Source organism: Parvibaculum sp., assembly GCF_002684405.1.
GTDB lineage: Bacteria > Pseudomonadota > Alphaproteobacteria > Parvibaculales > Parvibaculaceae > Parvibaculum.
In genome coordinates this window covers 32,060-46,889 of the sequence record NZ_NYVD01000027.1, presented here as the reverse complement: position 1 = coordinate 46,889, position 14,830 = coordinate 32,060, and the positions used below count along the sequence as shown (strand labels likewise).

Here is a 14,830-nt window from a genome sequence, read left to right as displayed (position 1 = left end):
GCGCGGGCCAGTGCCGCGATCGTCAGGCCGTTCCAGTCCGCCAGCACCTTGTCGTCGAAGCCGGGGCGGATGCGGGCGGCGCGGTGGGCGAGGAGCTTTTGCTTCAAGGGGGCGAGGGCGGCCTCTTCCTCTTCCGTGAAAGCGGTATCGGCATGGTGAAGGCGGTTCAGAATGTTGGTGCCTTCCCAATTTCCGCCGGCGCTCACGTCATAAGCCTGTTTGAAGTGGGGCGCGTCGTCGCCGAGGACCTCGTCGATTTCGGCTTCGCTCCAGACATAGAATTTGCCTTCCTCGCCCTCGCTGTCGGCATCGAGCGAAGCGGCGATGCCTCCCTCCGGGAGAAGCATTTCGCGCTTGAGCCATTCAACCGTTTCGCGTATGCGGCGGGCGTAGAGAGGTTTGCCCGTTTCCTGCCAGACGGTCGTATAGAGCTCGATGAGCTGGGCGTTGTCGTAGAGCATCTTTTCGAAATGCGGGACGAGCCAGCGTTCATCCACCGCATAGCGTGCGAAGCCGCCCCCCAGATGATCGTAGATACCGCCCTCGGCCATATGGTCGAGCACACGCGTCGTGGCCGCTTCGAAGGAATGGCCGTCCGGGGCAGGGGTGCCGCGCAGATGCGCCCGCCAGAGGAGGGAGAAGATTCCGGTCTGGGGAAATTTCGGCGCGCCCTTGAGGCCGCCATTTTCAGGGTCCATCAGCTCGACGAATTTGCCGGCCACAAAGTCGGGGACCTGCGCGGTGGGTTCGCCGGGTCTTGCATCGGCCGATTGGGCGGCAAGCGATTTTGCCAGCGCGGCGCGGTTCTGCTCGATCTTGCCGGGCTCCTCGTGGAAGAGGCGCGCGACTTCTTCCATGACCTGGATGAAGCCAGGGCGACCGTATTTTGGGTCCTTGGGAAAATAGGTGCCGCCCCAGAAGGGTTCGCCATCCGGCGTCAGGAACATGGTGAGCGGCCAGCCGCCCTGTTCGCCCAGCATGTGGAGCGCGTTCATATAGATGGTGTCGATGTCGGGCCGTTCCTCACGGTCGACCTTGATGGGGACGAAGAGGCGGTTCATCACCGCGGCCACGTCCTCGTCCTCGAAACTTTCATGCGCCATGACATGGCACCAGTGGCAGGCGGCATAGCCGACCGAGAGCAGGATCGGTTTTCCCTCGTTGCGCGCCACGGCCAGCGCGTCTTCTCCCCAAGGGCGCCAGTGAACGGGATTGTCCTTGTGCTGCAGGAGATAGGGGCTCGTCTCGTCGGCGAGAAAATTGCGTGACATGGGGGCTTCCGGAATGTTCACTCGTTTATATTGCTACCCCCGATTTAGGGGTTATGTGCGCCCGCGTCGATGGATGGAAGAGTCATGAAAGTAAAGATCGACCTCGATATGACGCCTGAAGAGGCGAGGACTCTGATGGGGTTGCCGGATCTGAAACCCATGCAGGAGAGGCTGCTCGCGCAACTCGAAAAGCAGCTCGCCAGCAATATGACCTATGTCGATCCCGAGCAGATCATGAAAGGCATCATGCCGATGGGCGCCCAGTCCATGGAGCAGTTCCAGGAATTGCTCTGGGGCATGGCCCGCAACGCGATGGGGCCGGGCGGCAAGACGACAAAAGACAAGACGACGAAAGACAAGGACCAGAAGGGCGAGTGAATTTCCCCTTCTGACGGAGAACCGATTTCTTGGACACGATCTATGCTCTTTCGAGCGCGGCCGGACGGGCCGGCGTTGCGGTCATTCGCCTGTCCGGGCCGGAGGCCGCTCATGCGCTCGAAGCGCTGACGGGCAGGGGGCCGGGCGAGCCCCGCATGGCTGAGCTGCGCCGCTTGCGCGATCCGGCGAGCGGCGTGGCGATCGACCGCGCGCTGGTTCTCTATTTCCGTGCGCCCGCAAGTTTTACCGGCGAGGATGTCGTTGAGCTGCACCTGCATGGCGGGCGTGCCGTGGTTGCGGCGGCGGTCGACGCGCTGTCGGGGCTTGGGGGCTTGCGCGCGGCGGAGCCAGGGGAGTTTACCCGGCGGGCATTCGAGCATGGCAAACTCGATCTCACCGAAGTCGAAGGGCTCGCCGATCTCATCGATGCCGAGACCGAAGCCCAGCGGCGGCAGGCGCTCTACCAGATGGAAGGCGCGCTGGGCCGTCTCTACGAGGACTGGCGGGGACGGCTCATGCGCCTCCTGGCCTATGCGGAAGCCGAGATCGATTTTCCCGACGAGGAAGTGCCGGGCGACCTGCTGAGAACGCTGGGGCCGGAGCTGGAGACGCTGCGCTCCGATATTGCGATTCATTTGAAGGACGGGCATCGGGGCGAGCGGCTCCGTGAGGGCGTGGAGGTTGCCATTGTCGGTCCGCCCAATGCGGGGAAATCGAGCCTCCTCAACCGGCTCGCCCGGCGTGAGGCGGCGATCGTTTCCGCCGAGGCGGGGACAACCCGGGATGTGGTCGAAGTCCGTCTCGATCTTGGTGGGGTCCCCGTGACGCTTGCCGATACCGCCGGGCTCAGGGAGGCATCCGGGGATATCGAAGCCGAGGGGGTCCGTCGTGCCCTGGCCCGGGCCGAGGCCGCCGATCTTCGGATCGTGGTCGAGGCCTGCGATGGAGCGGGGGGCTTGACCGGGGATTTCGCCAATGCCCGGGAGGGGGATATCCGGCTCGTCAACAAGATCGATCTCGGCGCCCCGGAGGAGGCCGATGCGCTTTTCGTCTCCGCGACGACGGGCGGGGGGCTCGACATATTGGAGCAAGTTCTGTCTAGCCGGGTCTCAAGCGCTGTCTCGCTCAAAGCTCACCCTATCATCACCCGATCTCGACACAGGGAAGGTCTTCAGGCGTGTCTTGCGGGCCTGGATCGGGTCGAGGACGGTCTTCGTGCCGGTCGGGAGACAGAGCTGGTCGCCGAAGATTTACGGCTCGCGGCCCGCGCGTTGGGCCGGATCACGGGCCGTGTCGATGTCGAGGATCTGCTGGATATCGTTTTCCGGGATTTCTGCATCGGGAAGTGACGGGACCAGATGTTTCACGTGAAACAGAGTCCGCGATTTCCGATAGCTGCGCCTCATCCATTGACCTGCGGACAATCTTGAGTCTATTTCTCGGGCAATGACCGGCGGCTGTTCCGCCCATAATTTCTGTCTGAAAGCCCATGTCCCAGCATTTCGACGTCATCGTGATTGGCGGCGGCCATGCCGGTTGCGAGGCGGCCTCGGCCGCGGCGCGCGCCGGCGCCCGGACCGCGCTTGTCACCCATAAGGTTTCGACGATTGGCGAGATGTCCTGCAACCCTGCCATTGGCGGGTTGGGGAAGGGGCATCTGGTCCGGGAGATCGATGCGCTGGACGGGCTGATGGGGCGTGTCGCGGATGCGGCGGGCATCCAGTTCCGGCTGCTGAACCGGCGAAAGGGTCCGGCGGTGCGGGGTCCCCGTGCCCAAGCCGACCGGAAGCTCTATCGGAATGCGATGCAGGCCGAGATCCTGAACCATCCGAACCTCGAGGTGATCGAAGGCGGAGTCGATGATCTTATCGTGACCCATGACCGCGTTTCGGGCGTGAAAACCGAGGACGGACGGACATTCGGTGCCGGACGGGTGGTCCTGACCACGGGGACCTTTCTCCGGGGCATGATCCATCTGGGCGAGAAGCGCATTCCGGCTGGACGGGTGGGGGAGGCGCCGGCGCTGGGCCTGTCGGAGCGGCTTTACGGGTTGGGTTTCCGGCTGGGCCGCCTCAAGACCGGGACGCCGCCGCGCCTGGATGGCGGAACGATCGACTGGAATACGGTCGAGATGCAGCCGGGAGATGAGCCGCCGGTCGCGTTCTCTTTCTTGACGGACAAGATCGCGACGCGGCAGATCGACTGCGGGATCACGCGAACGACCGAAGCCGGACACAGGATCATCGAGGAGAACCTCCACCAGTCTCCGGTCTATTCCGGGCAGATCGAAGGGGTGGGGCCGCGCTATTGTCCTTCGATCGAGGACAAGGTGGTGCGTTTCCGCGAACGCGACAGCCACCAGATTTTCCTGGAGCCGGAAGGACTCGATGACGACACGGTTTACCCCAATGGAATTTCCACGGCTCTGCCAGAGGACGTTCAGCTCGCCTTTCTGAAGACCATTCCGGGGCTAGAGAACGCCGTGATGCGGCGGGCTGGCTATGCCATCGAATATGACTATATCGACCCGCGCGAGCTGCAGGCGACGCTGGAAACGAAAAAGCTCCCCGGGCTCTATCTGGCGGGTCAGATCAACGGGACGACAGGCTATGAAGAGGCGGCCGCGCAGGGCCTGATCGCCGGGCTCAATGCGGCACTGGCCGAGGAGGGCGAAGATCCCCTCATTCTCGACCGGGCGCAGGCCTATATGGGCGTATTGGTGGACGACCTCATCACTCGCGGCGTATCCGAGCCCTATCGGATGTTTACCTCGCGCGCTGAGTATCGTCTGACATTGCGCGCCGACAATGCCGACCAGCGCCTGACGCCGGTCGGGATCGGCGCAGGCGTGGTCAGCGATGTCCGGGCAGCCCGGTATCAGGAAAAGGCCCTGGCGCTGGAAGAGACGGGCTTGTTGTGTCGCTCGCTGCGCTTGTCGCCGAACGAGCTGAACAAGCGGGGCTTCAAGATCAATCAGGATGGCGTGGTGCGCGACGTGGTCGATCTGCTCGCCTATCCGGATATCGATATGACGCGGCTCTCGAGCGTGTGGCCTGAGCTTGGCTCACTCGATTCCCATATATCGGAGCAAATCGAGATCGAGGCACAATATGCGGGTTATCTGGAGCGGCAGGAGGCGGATATTCGCGCTTTCCGGAAGGACGAGGGGATGAGCCTCCCGCTCGACCTCGATTACTGCGCCGTTCATGGCCTGTCGAACGAGGCGAAATCCAAACTGTCCTCTGCACGCCCGGCGACATTGGGACAGGCGGCTCGTATCGACGGGATGACGCCGGCGGCGTTGACCAGCGTAATGATTCACGTGAAACAAAACACACAATCGCGCAGCGCTTGAGGGGTATGATCGGGTATGCCCCAAAATCTAGTGCAAGTCGTTGATGCGGAATCCTTTTCGGCTGCGACGCATGTTTCACGTGAAACAATGGAGCGGCTCGCGCAATACGAGTCCTTGCTGCTCAAGTGGCAGCGATCCATCAATCTGGTCGCCAAATCCACTCTCGACCAGCTCTGGCAGAGGCATATGCTGGATTCCGCCCAGCTCGCCAATCTGGCGCCGGACAGTGCGCGATGCTGGATCGATCTAGGCAGCGGCGGCGGGTTTCCGGGGCTTGTGATCGCCATCCTACTGCGGGATCGACCTGGCTTCAGGATGCATCTGGTTGAGAGCGACCAGCGCAAAGGCATCTTTATGCGGGAGGTCATCCGGGAGACGGGCGCGCCGGCAGAGGTCCACACCGCCAGGATCGAAAACTTCGCGCGGGAGACCGATCTGAAGCCTGATGTGGTCTCCGCCAGAGCGCTGGCTGCGATGGACCGTATTATAGAGTGGGCGCACCCGCTGTTCGGCCCGGAGACAATTGGACTGTTTTTGAAGGGGCAGGGGCTCGAAGACGAATTGACCTCGGCGCGTAAAGGTTGGATATTTGAAGAAACCGTCATACCCAGCCTGTCGGACCCCAGTGGCTCGGTGCTGCAGCTAAGAGGCCTCCATGGTGCAGATCGATGAAGATCGGATGGAAGATGTTCCGTCTGCGGACAGCTCCACCCACAATATTTCGTCCGACAGCCCGGATGACCGCGACAAGCCGGTGGCCCGTGAAGATGCGCCGACGCTGATGAGCCATACCGGGTCTGACCGCGCGGTTACTCCGTCCACGGATCGTCCGCGGGTGCTGGTGATCGCCAACCAGAAGGGCGGCGTGGGCAAGACCACGACCGCCATCAATCTCGGCACTGCGCTGGCCGCCGTTGGCGAAAGGGTGCTGGTGGTCGATCTCGATCCGCAGGGCAATGCAAGCACCGGGCTCGGCATCGGGCGCGGCGAGCGCAAGGTGTCTTCCTACGAGCTGCTGATCGGCTCGGCGCTGGCGGAAGATTCCATCGTGCCGACCAAGGTGCCCGGTCTCGACATCATTCCTTCGACCATGGATCTGCTGGGCGCCGAACTTGAGCTGGCGACCGTGCAGCGCCGCTCGCACCGGTTGCGCGATGCCTTGCTGCGTATGCCTCGCCACGGAAAGGTGCGCGAAGGCAGCGAGGCGGAGATGAAAAGCACCTCGCGTCCCTACTCTTATATATTGGTGGATTGCCCGCCCTCGCTGAATCTGCTCACCATCAATGCGATGGTCGCGGCCGATGCGGTGCTGGTTCCGCTGCAATGCGAGTTCTTCGCGCTGGAGGGTCTGAGCCAGCTTCTGCGCACGGTGGAGCGGGTGAAGACGAGCCTTAATCCCCGGCTTGAAATCCAGGGTGTTATCCTGACCATGTTCGATCAGCGCAACAAGCTGTCGGAGCAGGTACAGGCGGATGTGCGCAGCTATCTCGGCGAGAAGGTCTATCGCACGGTGATCCCGCGTAATGTGCGGATTTCCGAAGCGCCCTCCTATGGCAAGCCGGCGCTGGTTTACGATCATCGCTGCGCGGGCAGCAAGGCTTATATGAAGCTTGCCGCGGAGATGATCCAGCGCGAGCGAATTTTGCGGAAAAATGCGGCGGCTTAGCCGAATCTCCGTGTGCGGACAATAGGTCCGTGAAGATTTTTAATGTTGGATCTGAAGACTCTTAACAAAACACTACAAGTCTCTGATCTGACTTCTGAATCCGGTCATACCGGGTAGTGATGCACGTTTTCGGACCATAATCAGGCCAGTTATTCCGCCGTTTATGGTCAATCGTTCCGGCCATACCGCATATGGCATCGGGCCCCGCGCCGGGAAGACTCGCGGCGGGATTGGAGAGGGAAGACGAGATGGCTGAAGAAGCACCGAGCAGGCTTGGGCGTGGTCTGGCTGCGCTGATCGGCGACGATACCGCTTATGCGCTGGGCGATGCCGAGGCGCCGAAGCCGACCGGCATTCGCGAAGTGCCGATCACCTCGCTGCGCGCGAACCCGTTTCAACCGCGCCATCGCTTTCGCGAGGAAGAGCTCGCCGATCTGTCGAACTCGATCCGCGAGAAAGGCATATTGCAGCCCATCGTGGTGCGGACGCTGTCCGGCCAATCCGACGCCTTCGAGATCGTCGCGGGCGAACGCCGCTGGCGTGCTGCGCAGCGCGCGCAGCTTCATCAGGTGCCGGTCATCGTCAAGGAACTGACGGATGCCGAGTCTCTCGAGATCGCCATCATCGAAAATGTGCAGCGCGCAGATCTCAACGCGGTGGAAGAAGCGGCGGGCTATGAACGGCTTATGGCGGAATTCGAGTATACGCAGGACACGCTGTCCAAGCTCATTGGCAAAAGCCGCAGCCATGTCGCCAATACGCTTCGGCTCCTTTCGCTGCCGAAGCCTGTTCTGAACCTGGTCGAAGAAGGCAAGCTAACCGCTGGCCATGCGCGTACGCTGATCGGTCATTCCGACGCGCCTAAACTTGCGCAGGAAATCGTGAGCAAGGGGTTGAGTGTGCGTGGCGCCGAAGCGCTGACCCGTAAACCCGACAGCGCCCGGAGCGGAAAATCGGCGGGATCATCCGCGCGCATGCAGAAGGATGCCGATACGGCTGCGCTGGAACGCAGCGTTTCGGAGCATCTCGGTCTGGCCGTGGAGATCCTCTACAAGGGCGACAAGGGCGGGGAAGTGAAGATTTCCTACAAGACGCTCGAACAGCTCGATGAAGTCTGCCGTCGTCTGGCCGGTCACAAGCCGCAGCCCATGGGCTGACCGGTCTTTCTCGGCCTTTTCCTGAATTTCGCACCTACCGGCTTATACTCCGGCCTAGCGCCTGCCGGCCCGGGCACCTTGTGCGATGCGCAGCAGGGTCTGGCCGCAAACCGAGTTGTCGGGTTGGCCTGTCGTCTTGCAAAGATTTTCCGCATCCAGCGCAAGCTCGAGCGCCCTGTCGAGCCGCTTGCGCGACCAGAGCTGAAGCTGGCGCTGCACAATCGCCTGGCGGCTGAAATGAACCGGTGGGCGCATGGATTTGAGCGCTGCGGACCGGTCGCCGCCTTTTTCCACCCGCGCCAGCGCCAGATGAAGCTGCTGCAAATGACGGGTCAGGGCATTCAATATGGCAACCGAATTGACATCGGCTGCCCGGGCGCGTGCCAAAGCCGTGTCTAGCGCCCCAAGATCGCCCGATGTCGCGGCGTCGACAAGATCGTCAAGGCTGGAGGCGGCATTGTCGCCGATGCAGGCGCGCGCCTCTTCAAGCGTTACATCCTCGCCACCGCTCATATAGAGGACGAGTTTTTCGAGTTCGTTGCGCGTGATCCCGCGATCCGCTCCCAGATGGCCCATGAGATAGTCGAGCGCGGCGGGCTCGGCGCGCAGCCCTTCGCGTGACAGCGTGTCGCGGATGAAGGTTTCGAGAGCCCGTGCATCGTCTGCGTAACAGGGCAGGGCGGCGGCATTTTCCGTCGCTTCAAAGAGTTTTCTGAGGCTCGATCGCGGCCCGAGTTCCCCCGCTTCGACAAGCACAAGCGCATCGCCCGCGGGATGGGCGAGAAAACTCTCGATGGTTTTGGCGAGGCTGTCGCCGGCTCCGCGCACCCGGATAACGCGCCGGCCGCCCAGCATCGAGATCGCCGCCGCTTCGTCGGACAGGCGGGCGGGATCCTGCCGAAGTTCCTGGTCTGTCAGATCGCAAAGGCGAAAAGGGTCGGAAGGGTCTTCCACCACGGAGGCGGTGAGCTTGTTCATCCGTTCACGGATCAATCCGCTATCGGGGCCGTAGACGAGAACGGCGCGGATAGCCTCGCCGGGTCCGGCGGCAAAACGGTCTGCTTCTGCCGGTCTGATTTTCAAGGATGCGCCTTATTTCGCTGTCGTCTGCTTCGCCGTCCTGTGGCCTTCGAAATAGACGCCTAGCTGCAACTTGATGTCTTCGGCCACCATTTCGGTGCTGCGCTGCAGGCCGTCTTCCGAAGCGATGATATTGGCGAATTCGGAATCCACACGGTTGTAGGAGGTTCGCGAGCGGGCAAGGGAGCTATATAGCGGCTTGTCCTCGCCCTGTCGGGTCAGCGTGAAACTCACCAAAAGCACGATATTTTTGCGCGTGACGGAGGCGTCCTGCTGGATCGCCACGTCTTCCTCATAGGTGCGCGGCGCGAGCTTTACGACATATTGAGGCGCGGCGGATGATTTGCCCGCTGCCTGAAGATTGTCGATCAGCGTGTATTTCAGATCGCGGCCGAGCCTGGTGTCGGGCGCTTCGACGCTCACATTGGCCAGGCTTGCGCCCAGATCCCCGTCGCGCGTGGCGTAAAGCGGACTGAAGCCGCAGGCGGTGAGACCGGGCGCCAGCCCGAGAACCAGCAGCGCCAGAAGCGGCGCCAGCCTGGTCAGCCTATACACGGGCCGCGGGCGTTCAATTGGCGACGATGTTGACGATCTTGCCCGGTACCACGATGACTTTCCGCACCGTCTTTCCATCGATCGCCCTTTCCACCTTCTCAAGCGCGAGCGCGGCGCGCTCCACGTCTTCTTTTTCTGCGTCGCGGGCCACGGTCAGCTCGTCGCGCCGTTTGCCGTTTACCTGTACCGCCATCGTAACGCGATCATCTACCAGCAGCGCCGGATCGGCAACCGGCCAGGGCGTTTCCACGATCAGCGTCTCGTGCCCGAGTGCCAACCAGCACTCCTCGGCCAGATGCGGCATCATGGGCGCAGTGCAGAGCACCATGAATTCCAGCGCCTCGCGCCGGGCCCATTTCCCGGCCTCGTTTTCCGTCTTGAAGCCTGAAATCGCATTGGCGAGTTCGTAGATACGGGCAACCGCCCGGTTGAAACGCAGATGCTCGATATCCTCGGTGATCGAGGCGAGGGCCTGATGTGCGGTCCGGTGCAGCGCCATGGCCGTGTCGTCGAGCTCCGGCATCGGCGTACCGGCGGGACAAAGCTCGTCCGCGCCCTCCGATGCCAGACGCCAGAAACGCTGGGTGAAACGCCAGGCGCCCTCCGCGCCGGCATCCGTCCACTGGACGTCGCGTTCGGGCGGGCTGTCGGACAGCATGAACCAGCGCGCGGTGTCGGCGCCGTATTGGTCGATGATATCGGTGGGGTCGACCGTGTTTTTCTTCGACTTCGACATTTTCTCGACCGAGCCGATCGAGACGGGCGCGCCGGTTTCGGCGTGCTTTGCAGACCGCTTGCCGTCGACATTGTCCACAACGACGTCCGTTGGCGCGACCCATTTGCCGTCGGCGTCGCGATAGGTCTCGTGGTTCACCATGCCTTGCGTGAAAAGCCCGGCAAAGGGTTCGGCGAGATCGAGCTGTCCGGCCTTCCGCATGGCGCGCGTGAAGAACCGCGAATAGAGCAGGTGCAGGATCGCGTGCTCAATGCCGCCGATATACTGGTCCACCGGCAGCCAGTGCTCCGCCGCCGCCTTGTCCACCGGACCCTCCGCATGCGGAGAGGTGAAGCGGGCGAAATACCAGGAGCTGTCGACAAAGGTGTCGAAGGTGTCGGTCTCTCGGCGCGCAGGCTTGCCGCATGACGGGCAGTCGACATGTTTCCAGCTCGGGTGGCGGTCGAGCGGGTTGCCCGGCACATCGAAGGTCACATCGTCGGGCAGCGTCACCGGCAGCTGATCTTTCGGCACGGGCAGTGTGCCGCACTCATCGCAATGGATGACGGGAATGGGGCAGCCCCAATAGCGCTGGCGCGACACGCCCCAATCGCGCAGGCGGTAGTTCACCGTGCCTTCGCCGATCTTCAGGCTTTCGAGCTTTTCGATGGCGGCGCGCTTGGCCGCGGCGACATCGAGCCCGTTCAGGAAGCCGGAATTGACCGCCACGCCGTCGCCGGTGAAAGCCTCCTCGGCCCTGGCGGCAAATTCGGCCAGCCAGGCGTCGAGTTCTTCGCCGGTCTTGTCCTTGGGTGCGACGACGGGAATGACGTCGAGGCCATATTTGCGGGCGAAATCCAGATCGCGCTGATCATGCGCAGGGCAGGCGAAGATGGCGCCCGTGCCATATTCCATCAGCACGAAATTGGCGACATAGACGGGCAGGGTATGCCCTTCAATGAACGGGTGGTGCGCGGTGAGCCCGGTATCGAAGCCCATTTTTTCCGCCGTCTCGATCGCTTCCTCGGAGGTGCCGAGCTGATCGCATTTGCGGATAAAGGCCTGCAGTTCTTCATTGTCCGCAGCGAGTTTCTGCGCCAGCGGATGATGCGGGGACACGGCGCAGAAGGAAGCGCCATAAAGCGTGTCGGGCCGGGTCGTGAAAATTTCCAGCGCGTAATCCGGTTCGTCCGCCAGCCCCTGGACAGGGAAGAATACGCGGGCGCCTTCCGATTTGCCGATCCAGTTCTTCTGCATCAGCCGGACCTTTTCGGGCCAGCGATCGAGCGTTTCCAGCCCGGCAAGCAGCTCTTCGGAGAAATCGGTGATGGTCAGGAACCATTGCACGAGTTCGCGCCGTTCGACCGGCGCGCCGGAGCGCCAGCCGCGTCCATCGATCACCTGCTCATTGGCCAGCACGGTATTGTCGACCGGATCCCAGTTCACCGTGCTCTTTTTGCGGGTCACGAAACCTGCCTCCAGCAGGTCGAGGAAGAGTGCCTGCTGGCGGCCGTAATATTCGGGATCGCAGGTTGCGAATTCGCGCTCCCAGTCGATGGCGAGGCCGATGGCTTTCAGCTGCTCGCGCATGGCCGCGATATTGGCGTAGGTCCATTCCTTGGGATGGACGCCCTTTTCCATGGCGGCGTTTTCCGCCGGCATGCCGAAGGCATCCCAGCCCATGGGGTGCAGCACGTTGAAACCGCGGGCCCGGCGGTAGCGCGCGATGACATCGCCCATGGTGTAGTTGCGGACATGCCCCATATGGATGCGCCCCGACGGGTAGGGGAACATCTCCAGCACATAGTATTTCGGCTTGTCCCCGCTATCGGCTTCGGTGCGGAAGGCGGCCATTTCGGTCCAGGCCTTCTGCCATTTCGGTTCGCTGGTGCGGGGATTGTAGCGGCTGGACATTCCGATAGATCGATTGCTGGTCAGGGGTGGAAAAGATGGGACGGAGACGTTGAGGCCCAAAAGCGGACCGCCCGCCCGGCGGAACCGGGCGGGCGGGGAAGGTATAGCTTGCCGCGCGGTGCGGGAAAAGGATCAGTTGCCGGTGTTGTCCACCGAGCGCATGCGCAGCTCGCGGGCGCGGACCAGAATGGCGTTTTCGATCTTGGTGGCAGTCACCTGATCGACCGGCGTATCCACCCAGTTGTCCTTGTCGTCCTTTTTCTGACGGAAGACGGCTACTTTCACGCCGTCGGCGCGCAGGCGCTTGTCCAGAATATAGGTGGTGACCTTGAAGCGTTCGCCCTGAGCTTTGGGGTCCTGATACCAGTCGGTGATGATGACGCCGCCAAAGGGGTCGGCCGAGGCAAGCGGCATGAAGCTCAGCGTGTCGAGCGAGGCGCGCCACAGATAGGAGTTCACACCGATACCGCCGCCCGTATTGTCGCCGGAGCCGCCGCCGCCAAAGAGGTTGAGGCCGCCTTCGCCGAAGACCGTCTGGCGGTCGCCTTCCTTGGGCGCGGGGGTAGTCGGGCCGGTGCGACCGGTGGTATCGGGATATTGCCGTTCACCGCCGCTGAAGACGCCGCAGGCGGTCAGGCTCACCGACGCGGTCATCAGAATGGCCGCAGCCAATGCGAAGCGGATGACGTGGCTCAGCTTCCCGCCCGTCGCGGAAATTGCACGCAGCGAGCGTCGTTCAACGGTCTTGGTCATGAGTTCCGGCAAGCCTCTTGTTTACGCCCCCCGGGCCGTCTGATGCGGCCGGTGCCGTGATTATATGTCCGCCGCCTTCGGCCTTGGACCCGTTCTCCCGCCCGCAAGCGCCCTGTTTGCCGTTGCAGGCGGGCCTTTATAGCGAGACATGGCGGTTCTCCGCAATCACGCAGCGCCTTAAGTTTGCGAAATGAGGTGGCACGGGAAGGCGCGGGATACGTTACGCCCACGCCACAGCGGCGCCCGTCTTTTTCGCGCCCCGCGCCATCTCGGGTATTCCTGCTCGCCAAGCCCCCCGCGTGTGCTGAGATTTCAGGCAAACTGCCTGGGCATGTCGCCTATATGTTGCGCAATAACCACATGCCATGACGCTTTCTTGACGGCGAAAGGGCCGATCAGGGGTACTGATTCGTGTTGTAAATTGCGCCACGGGGGCAAAACATCCTTGTGGCACAAGCGGTTTGGAGGTGGAGGCGACCCTTTTGCGTTAACGGTTCGTTAACTACCTTGGGCCTGCTTGTGCTGTTTCGGCAACATCTACCGACATTCCATCGTCATAAGGGCGGGTGCGCTTGACCCTGAGGGTTATCGACGGATTAATCAGCCTACGCGCTCGGGGGGCACCTTGTCGGCCCGGCGAATGTTGCGATCCGGTCGGGCGGACTGGGCAAGCGTTGGGGGAAAACTCCTTATCCCGCATGCCTCAGACAACCCCGGCGGTTTGTAAATGGACCAGCACTAGCTGCTACTGCGAGGAACACATGAAAAAGATTCTTCTGGGGACGACCGCTCTCGTCTCTGCCGGCCTGGTGGCCGGTCCGGCTCTCGCCGGCGACCCGCTTTCCGTTTCGGTCAGCGGTTCCGTCGTGACCGGTTTCTACGTCGTTGACGCGGACTCCACCGGCGCCACGTCCTACCAGGACACGAAGGTTGCCGTTGTTGCCCGTAACATCGACATCATCGCCGAAGGCACGCTGGACAACGGCATGACCGCCGGTGTCGACGCCAAGATGATGCTCGGCAGCGACTGGAACACTCTTGCCAATGCCGGTGCGCCGTCTGGCGTGACGTTCCGCCAGCTCTTCGCCTACCTCGAAGGCGGCTTCGGTCGTTTCGAAATCGGTGGCGTGGACGGTGCCGCCTACAAGATGCACTACACCTCTCCGTGGTTCGTGCCGGGTAACGGTGTCGACTCCCCGAACATCTACAACGGTGTCGGCAGCGCGGGTCTTTCCCGTAACACGACCTTCTCGCTGATGGCGACGGACGCGAACAAGGTGTCGTACTTCACGCCGCGTTTTGCCGGCTTCCAGCTCGGTGTGTCCTACACGCCTGACGTGACGCAGAGCACCACGGGTGTGAACGCGAACGGTCTGACTGTTCTGCCGAAGCTGACCGGCGGCGGCGGCGTTGGCCCGACGACGGATGTGTTCGAAGTCGCGGCTAACTATGCCGGCACGATCGGTGGCGTCGACCTTGGCGTCGACGGTTTCTACACGGACGGCGACGGCAATGCTTCGAACACCGATCCGAAGGAATACGGCTTCGGCGCAAGCCTCGGCTACATGGGCTTCACGCTCGGCGGTGCCTGGTACCAGAGCGAAGACCTTGCCGGTCCGACCAACTACGGTGCGTTCACGCCGGTCGCTTCGCTGGCCGACGCCGGTGCCGAAGTCAAGACCTGGACCGTCGGTCTGTCCTACGGCACGGGCCCGTGGACGGTTGGCGTTGCCTACCTGGAAAGCCAGGACGACTCTTCCGCGACCTCGACGTTCGGTTCCAATGGTGCCGAGTCGAAGGCTTGGCAGGTTGGTGGCGGCTACTCGCTGGGTTCTGGTGTCGACCTCGGTCTCGACGTCCAGTTCAACAGCAAAAAGGCTGCTGCGGGTGCGCAGACCTTCGACACGACGTCGGGCGGTATCGTGCTTGCCGTTTCGTTCTAATCCGAACGAAACCAAGACTTTTGGAGAGCGGGTTTCGGCCCGC

General features: G+C 62.4%; 12 protein-coding genes. 7 read left to right on the top strand and 5 right to left on the bottom strand.

Annotation, left to right across the window (positions count from 1 at the left end):
* Positions 1-1,271, bottom strand: a 1,271-nt coding sequence (locus tag CMI59_RS02480) for a thioredoxin domain-containing protein (protein ID WP_293324256.1), incomplete at its 3' end; no start/stop codon positions are given.
* Positions 1,272-1,355: 84 nt separating this feature from the next.
* Here CMI59_RS02480 and CMI59_RS02475 point away from each other — a divergent pair.
* The 6 genes from CMI59_RS02475 (at position 1,356) to CMI59_RS02450 (ending at position 7,827) form a co-directional block, all read left to right on the top strand.
* Complete coding sequence (locus tag CMI59_RS02475; RefSeq protein ID WP_293324253.1) at positions 1,356-1,649, top strand: DUF6489 family protein; 294 nt, start codon at positions 1,356-1,358, stop codon at positions 1,647-1,649.
* Positions 1,650-1,678: 29 nt separating this feature from the next.
* Positions 1,679-2,998, top strand: a complete 1,320-nt coding sequence (mnmE, locus tag CMI59_RS02470) for a tRNA uridine-5-carboxymethylaminomethyl(34) synthesis GTPase MnmE (protein WP_293324250.1) — start codon at positions 1,679-1,681, stop codon at positions 2,996-2,998.
* A gap of 140 nt (positions 2,999-3,138) precedes the next feature.
* Positions 3,139-5,004, top strand: a complete 1,866-nt coding sequence (mnmG, locus tag CMI59_RS02465) for a tRNA uridine-5-carboxymethylaminomethyl(34) synthesis enzyme MnmG (RefSeq protein WP_293324247.1) — start codon at positions 3,139-3,141, stop codon at positions 5,002-5,004.
* Between the two features lie 87 nt (positions 5,005-5,091).
* Positions 5,092-5,676, top strand: a complete 585-nt coding sequence (rsmG, locus tag CMI59_RS02460) for a 16S rRNA (guanine(527)-N(7))-methyltransferase RsmG (protein ID WP_293324244.1) — start codon at positions 5,092-5,094, stop codon at positions 5,674-5,676.
* A gap of 109 nt (positions 5,677-5,785) precedes the next feature.
* Positions 5,786-6,670 carry a ParA family protein gene (locus CMI59_RS02455; RefSeq protein WP_293324258.1) on the top strand — a complete coding sequence of 295 codons (885 nt, stop codon included), beginning with the start codon at positions 5,786-5,788 and terminating at the stop codon, positions 6,668-6,670.
* Between the two features lie 248 nt (positions 6,671-6,918).
* Positions 6,919-7,827 carry a ParB/RepB/Spo0J family partition protein gene (locus CMI59_RS02450; protein ID WP_293324241.1) on the top strand — a complete coding sequence of 303 codons (909 nt, stop codon included), beginning with the start codon at positions 6,919-6,921 and terminating at the stop codon, positions 7,825-7,827.
* Positions 7,828-7,881: 54 nt separating this feature from the next.
* Here the strand turns inward: CMI59_RS02450 and holA are convergent, their stop codons facing one another.
* From holA to CMI59_RS02430, 4 genes are all read right to left on the bottom strand, one after another.
* Positions 7,882-8,910 carry a DNA polymerase III subunit delta gene (gene holA / locus CMI59_RS02445; protein WP_293324238.1) on the bottom strand — a complete coding sequence of 343 codons (1,029 nt, stop codon included), beginning with the start codon at positions 8,908-8,910 and terminating at the stop codon, positions 7,882-7,884.
* Positions 8,911-8,919: 9 nt separating this feature from the next.
* Positions 8,920-9,462 carry an LPS assembly lipoprotein LptE gene (gene lptE / locus CMI59_RS02440; RefSeq protein ID WP_293324235.1) on the bottom strand — a complete coding sequence of 181 codons (543 nt, stop codon included), beginning with the start codon at positions 9,460-9,462 and terminating at the stop codon, positions 8,920-8,922.
* 13 nt (positions 9,463-9,475) lie between these two features.
* Positions 9,476-12,091 (bottom strand): leucine--tRNA ligase, encoded by a 2,616-nt coding sequence (leuS, locus tag CMI59_RS02435; protein WP_293324232.1) that lies wholly within the window; start codon positions 12,089-12,091, stop codon positions 9,476-9,478.
* A 132-nt stretch (positions 12,092-12,223) separates the two neighbouring features.
* Positions 12,224-12,844 (bottom strand): DUF3576 domain-containing protein, encoded by a 621-nt coding sequence (locus CMI59_RS02430; protein ID WP_293324229.1) that lies wholly within the window; start codon positions 12,842-12,844, stop codon positions 12,224-12,226.
* A gap of 761 nt (positions 12,845-13,605) precedes the next feature.
* Here CMI59_RS02430 and CMI59_RS02425 point away from each other — a divergent pair.
* The gene (locus CMI59_RS02425) at positions 13,606-14,787 is read left to right on the top strand and encodes a porin (RefSeq protein ID WP_293324226.1); all 1,182 of its coding nucleotides are present in this window, start codon (positions 13,606-13,608) and stop codon (positions 14,785-14,787) included.
* Positions 14,788-14,830 lie beyond the last annotated feature (43 nt).

What these genes read in the sequence shown, in the direction of transcription:
- CMI59_RS02475 (WP_293324253.1), top strand. Translation starts at nt 1,356, where the DNA reads ATGAAAGTAAAGATCGACCTCGATATGACGCCTGAAGAGGCGAGGACT.
- mnmG (WP_293324247.1), top strand. Translation starts at nt 3,139, where the DNA reads ATGTCCCAGCATTTCGACGTCATCGTGATTGGCGGCGGCCATGCCGGT.
- rsmG (WP_293324244.1), top strand. Translation starts at nt 5,092, where the DNA reads ATGGAGCGGCTCGCGCAATACGAGTCCTTGCTGCTCAAGTGGCAGCGA.
- CMI59_RS02455 (WP_293324258.1), top strand. Translation starts at nt 5,786, where the DNA reads ATGAGCCATACCGGGTCTGACCGCGCGGTTACTCCGTCCACGGATCGT.
- CMI59_RS02450 (WP_293324241.1), top strand. Translation starts at nt 6,919, where the DNA reads ATGGCTGAAGAAGCACCGAGCAGGCTTGGGCGTGGTCTGGCTGCGCTG.
- leuS (WP_293324232.1), bottom strand. Translation starts at nt 12,091, where the DNA reads ATGTCCAGCCGCTACAATCCCCGCACCAGCGAACCGAAATGGCAGAAG.
- CMI59_RS02430 (WP_293324229.1), bottom strand. Translation starts at nt 12,844, where the DNA reads ATGACCAAGACCGTTGAACGACGCTCGCTGCGTGCAATTTCCGCGACG.
- CMI59_RS02425 (WP_293324226.1), top strand. Translation starts at nt 13,606, where the DNA reads ATGAAAAAGATTCTTCTGGGGACGACCGCTCTCGTCTCTGCCGGCCTG.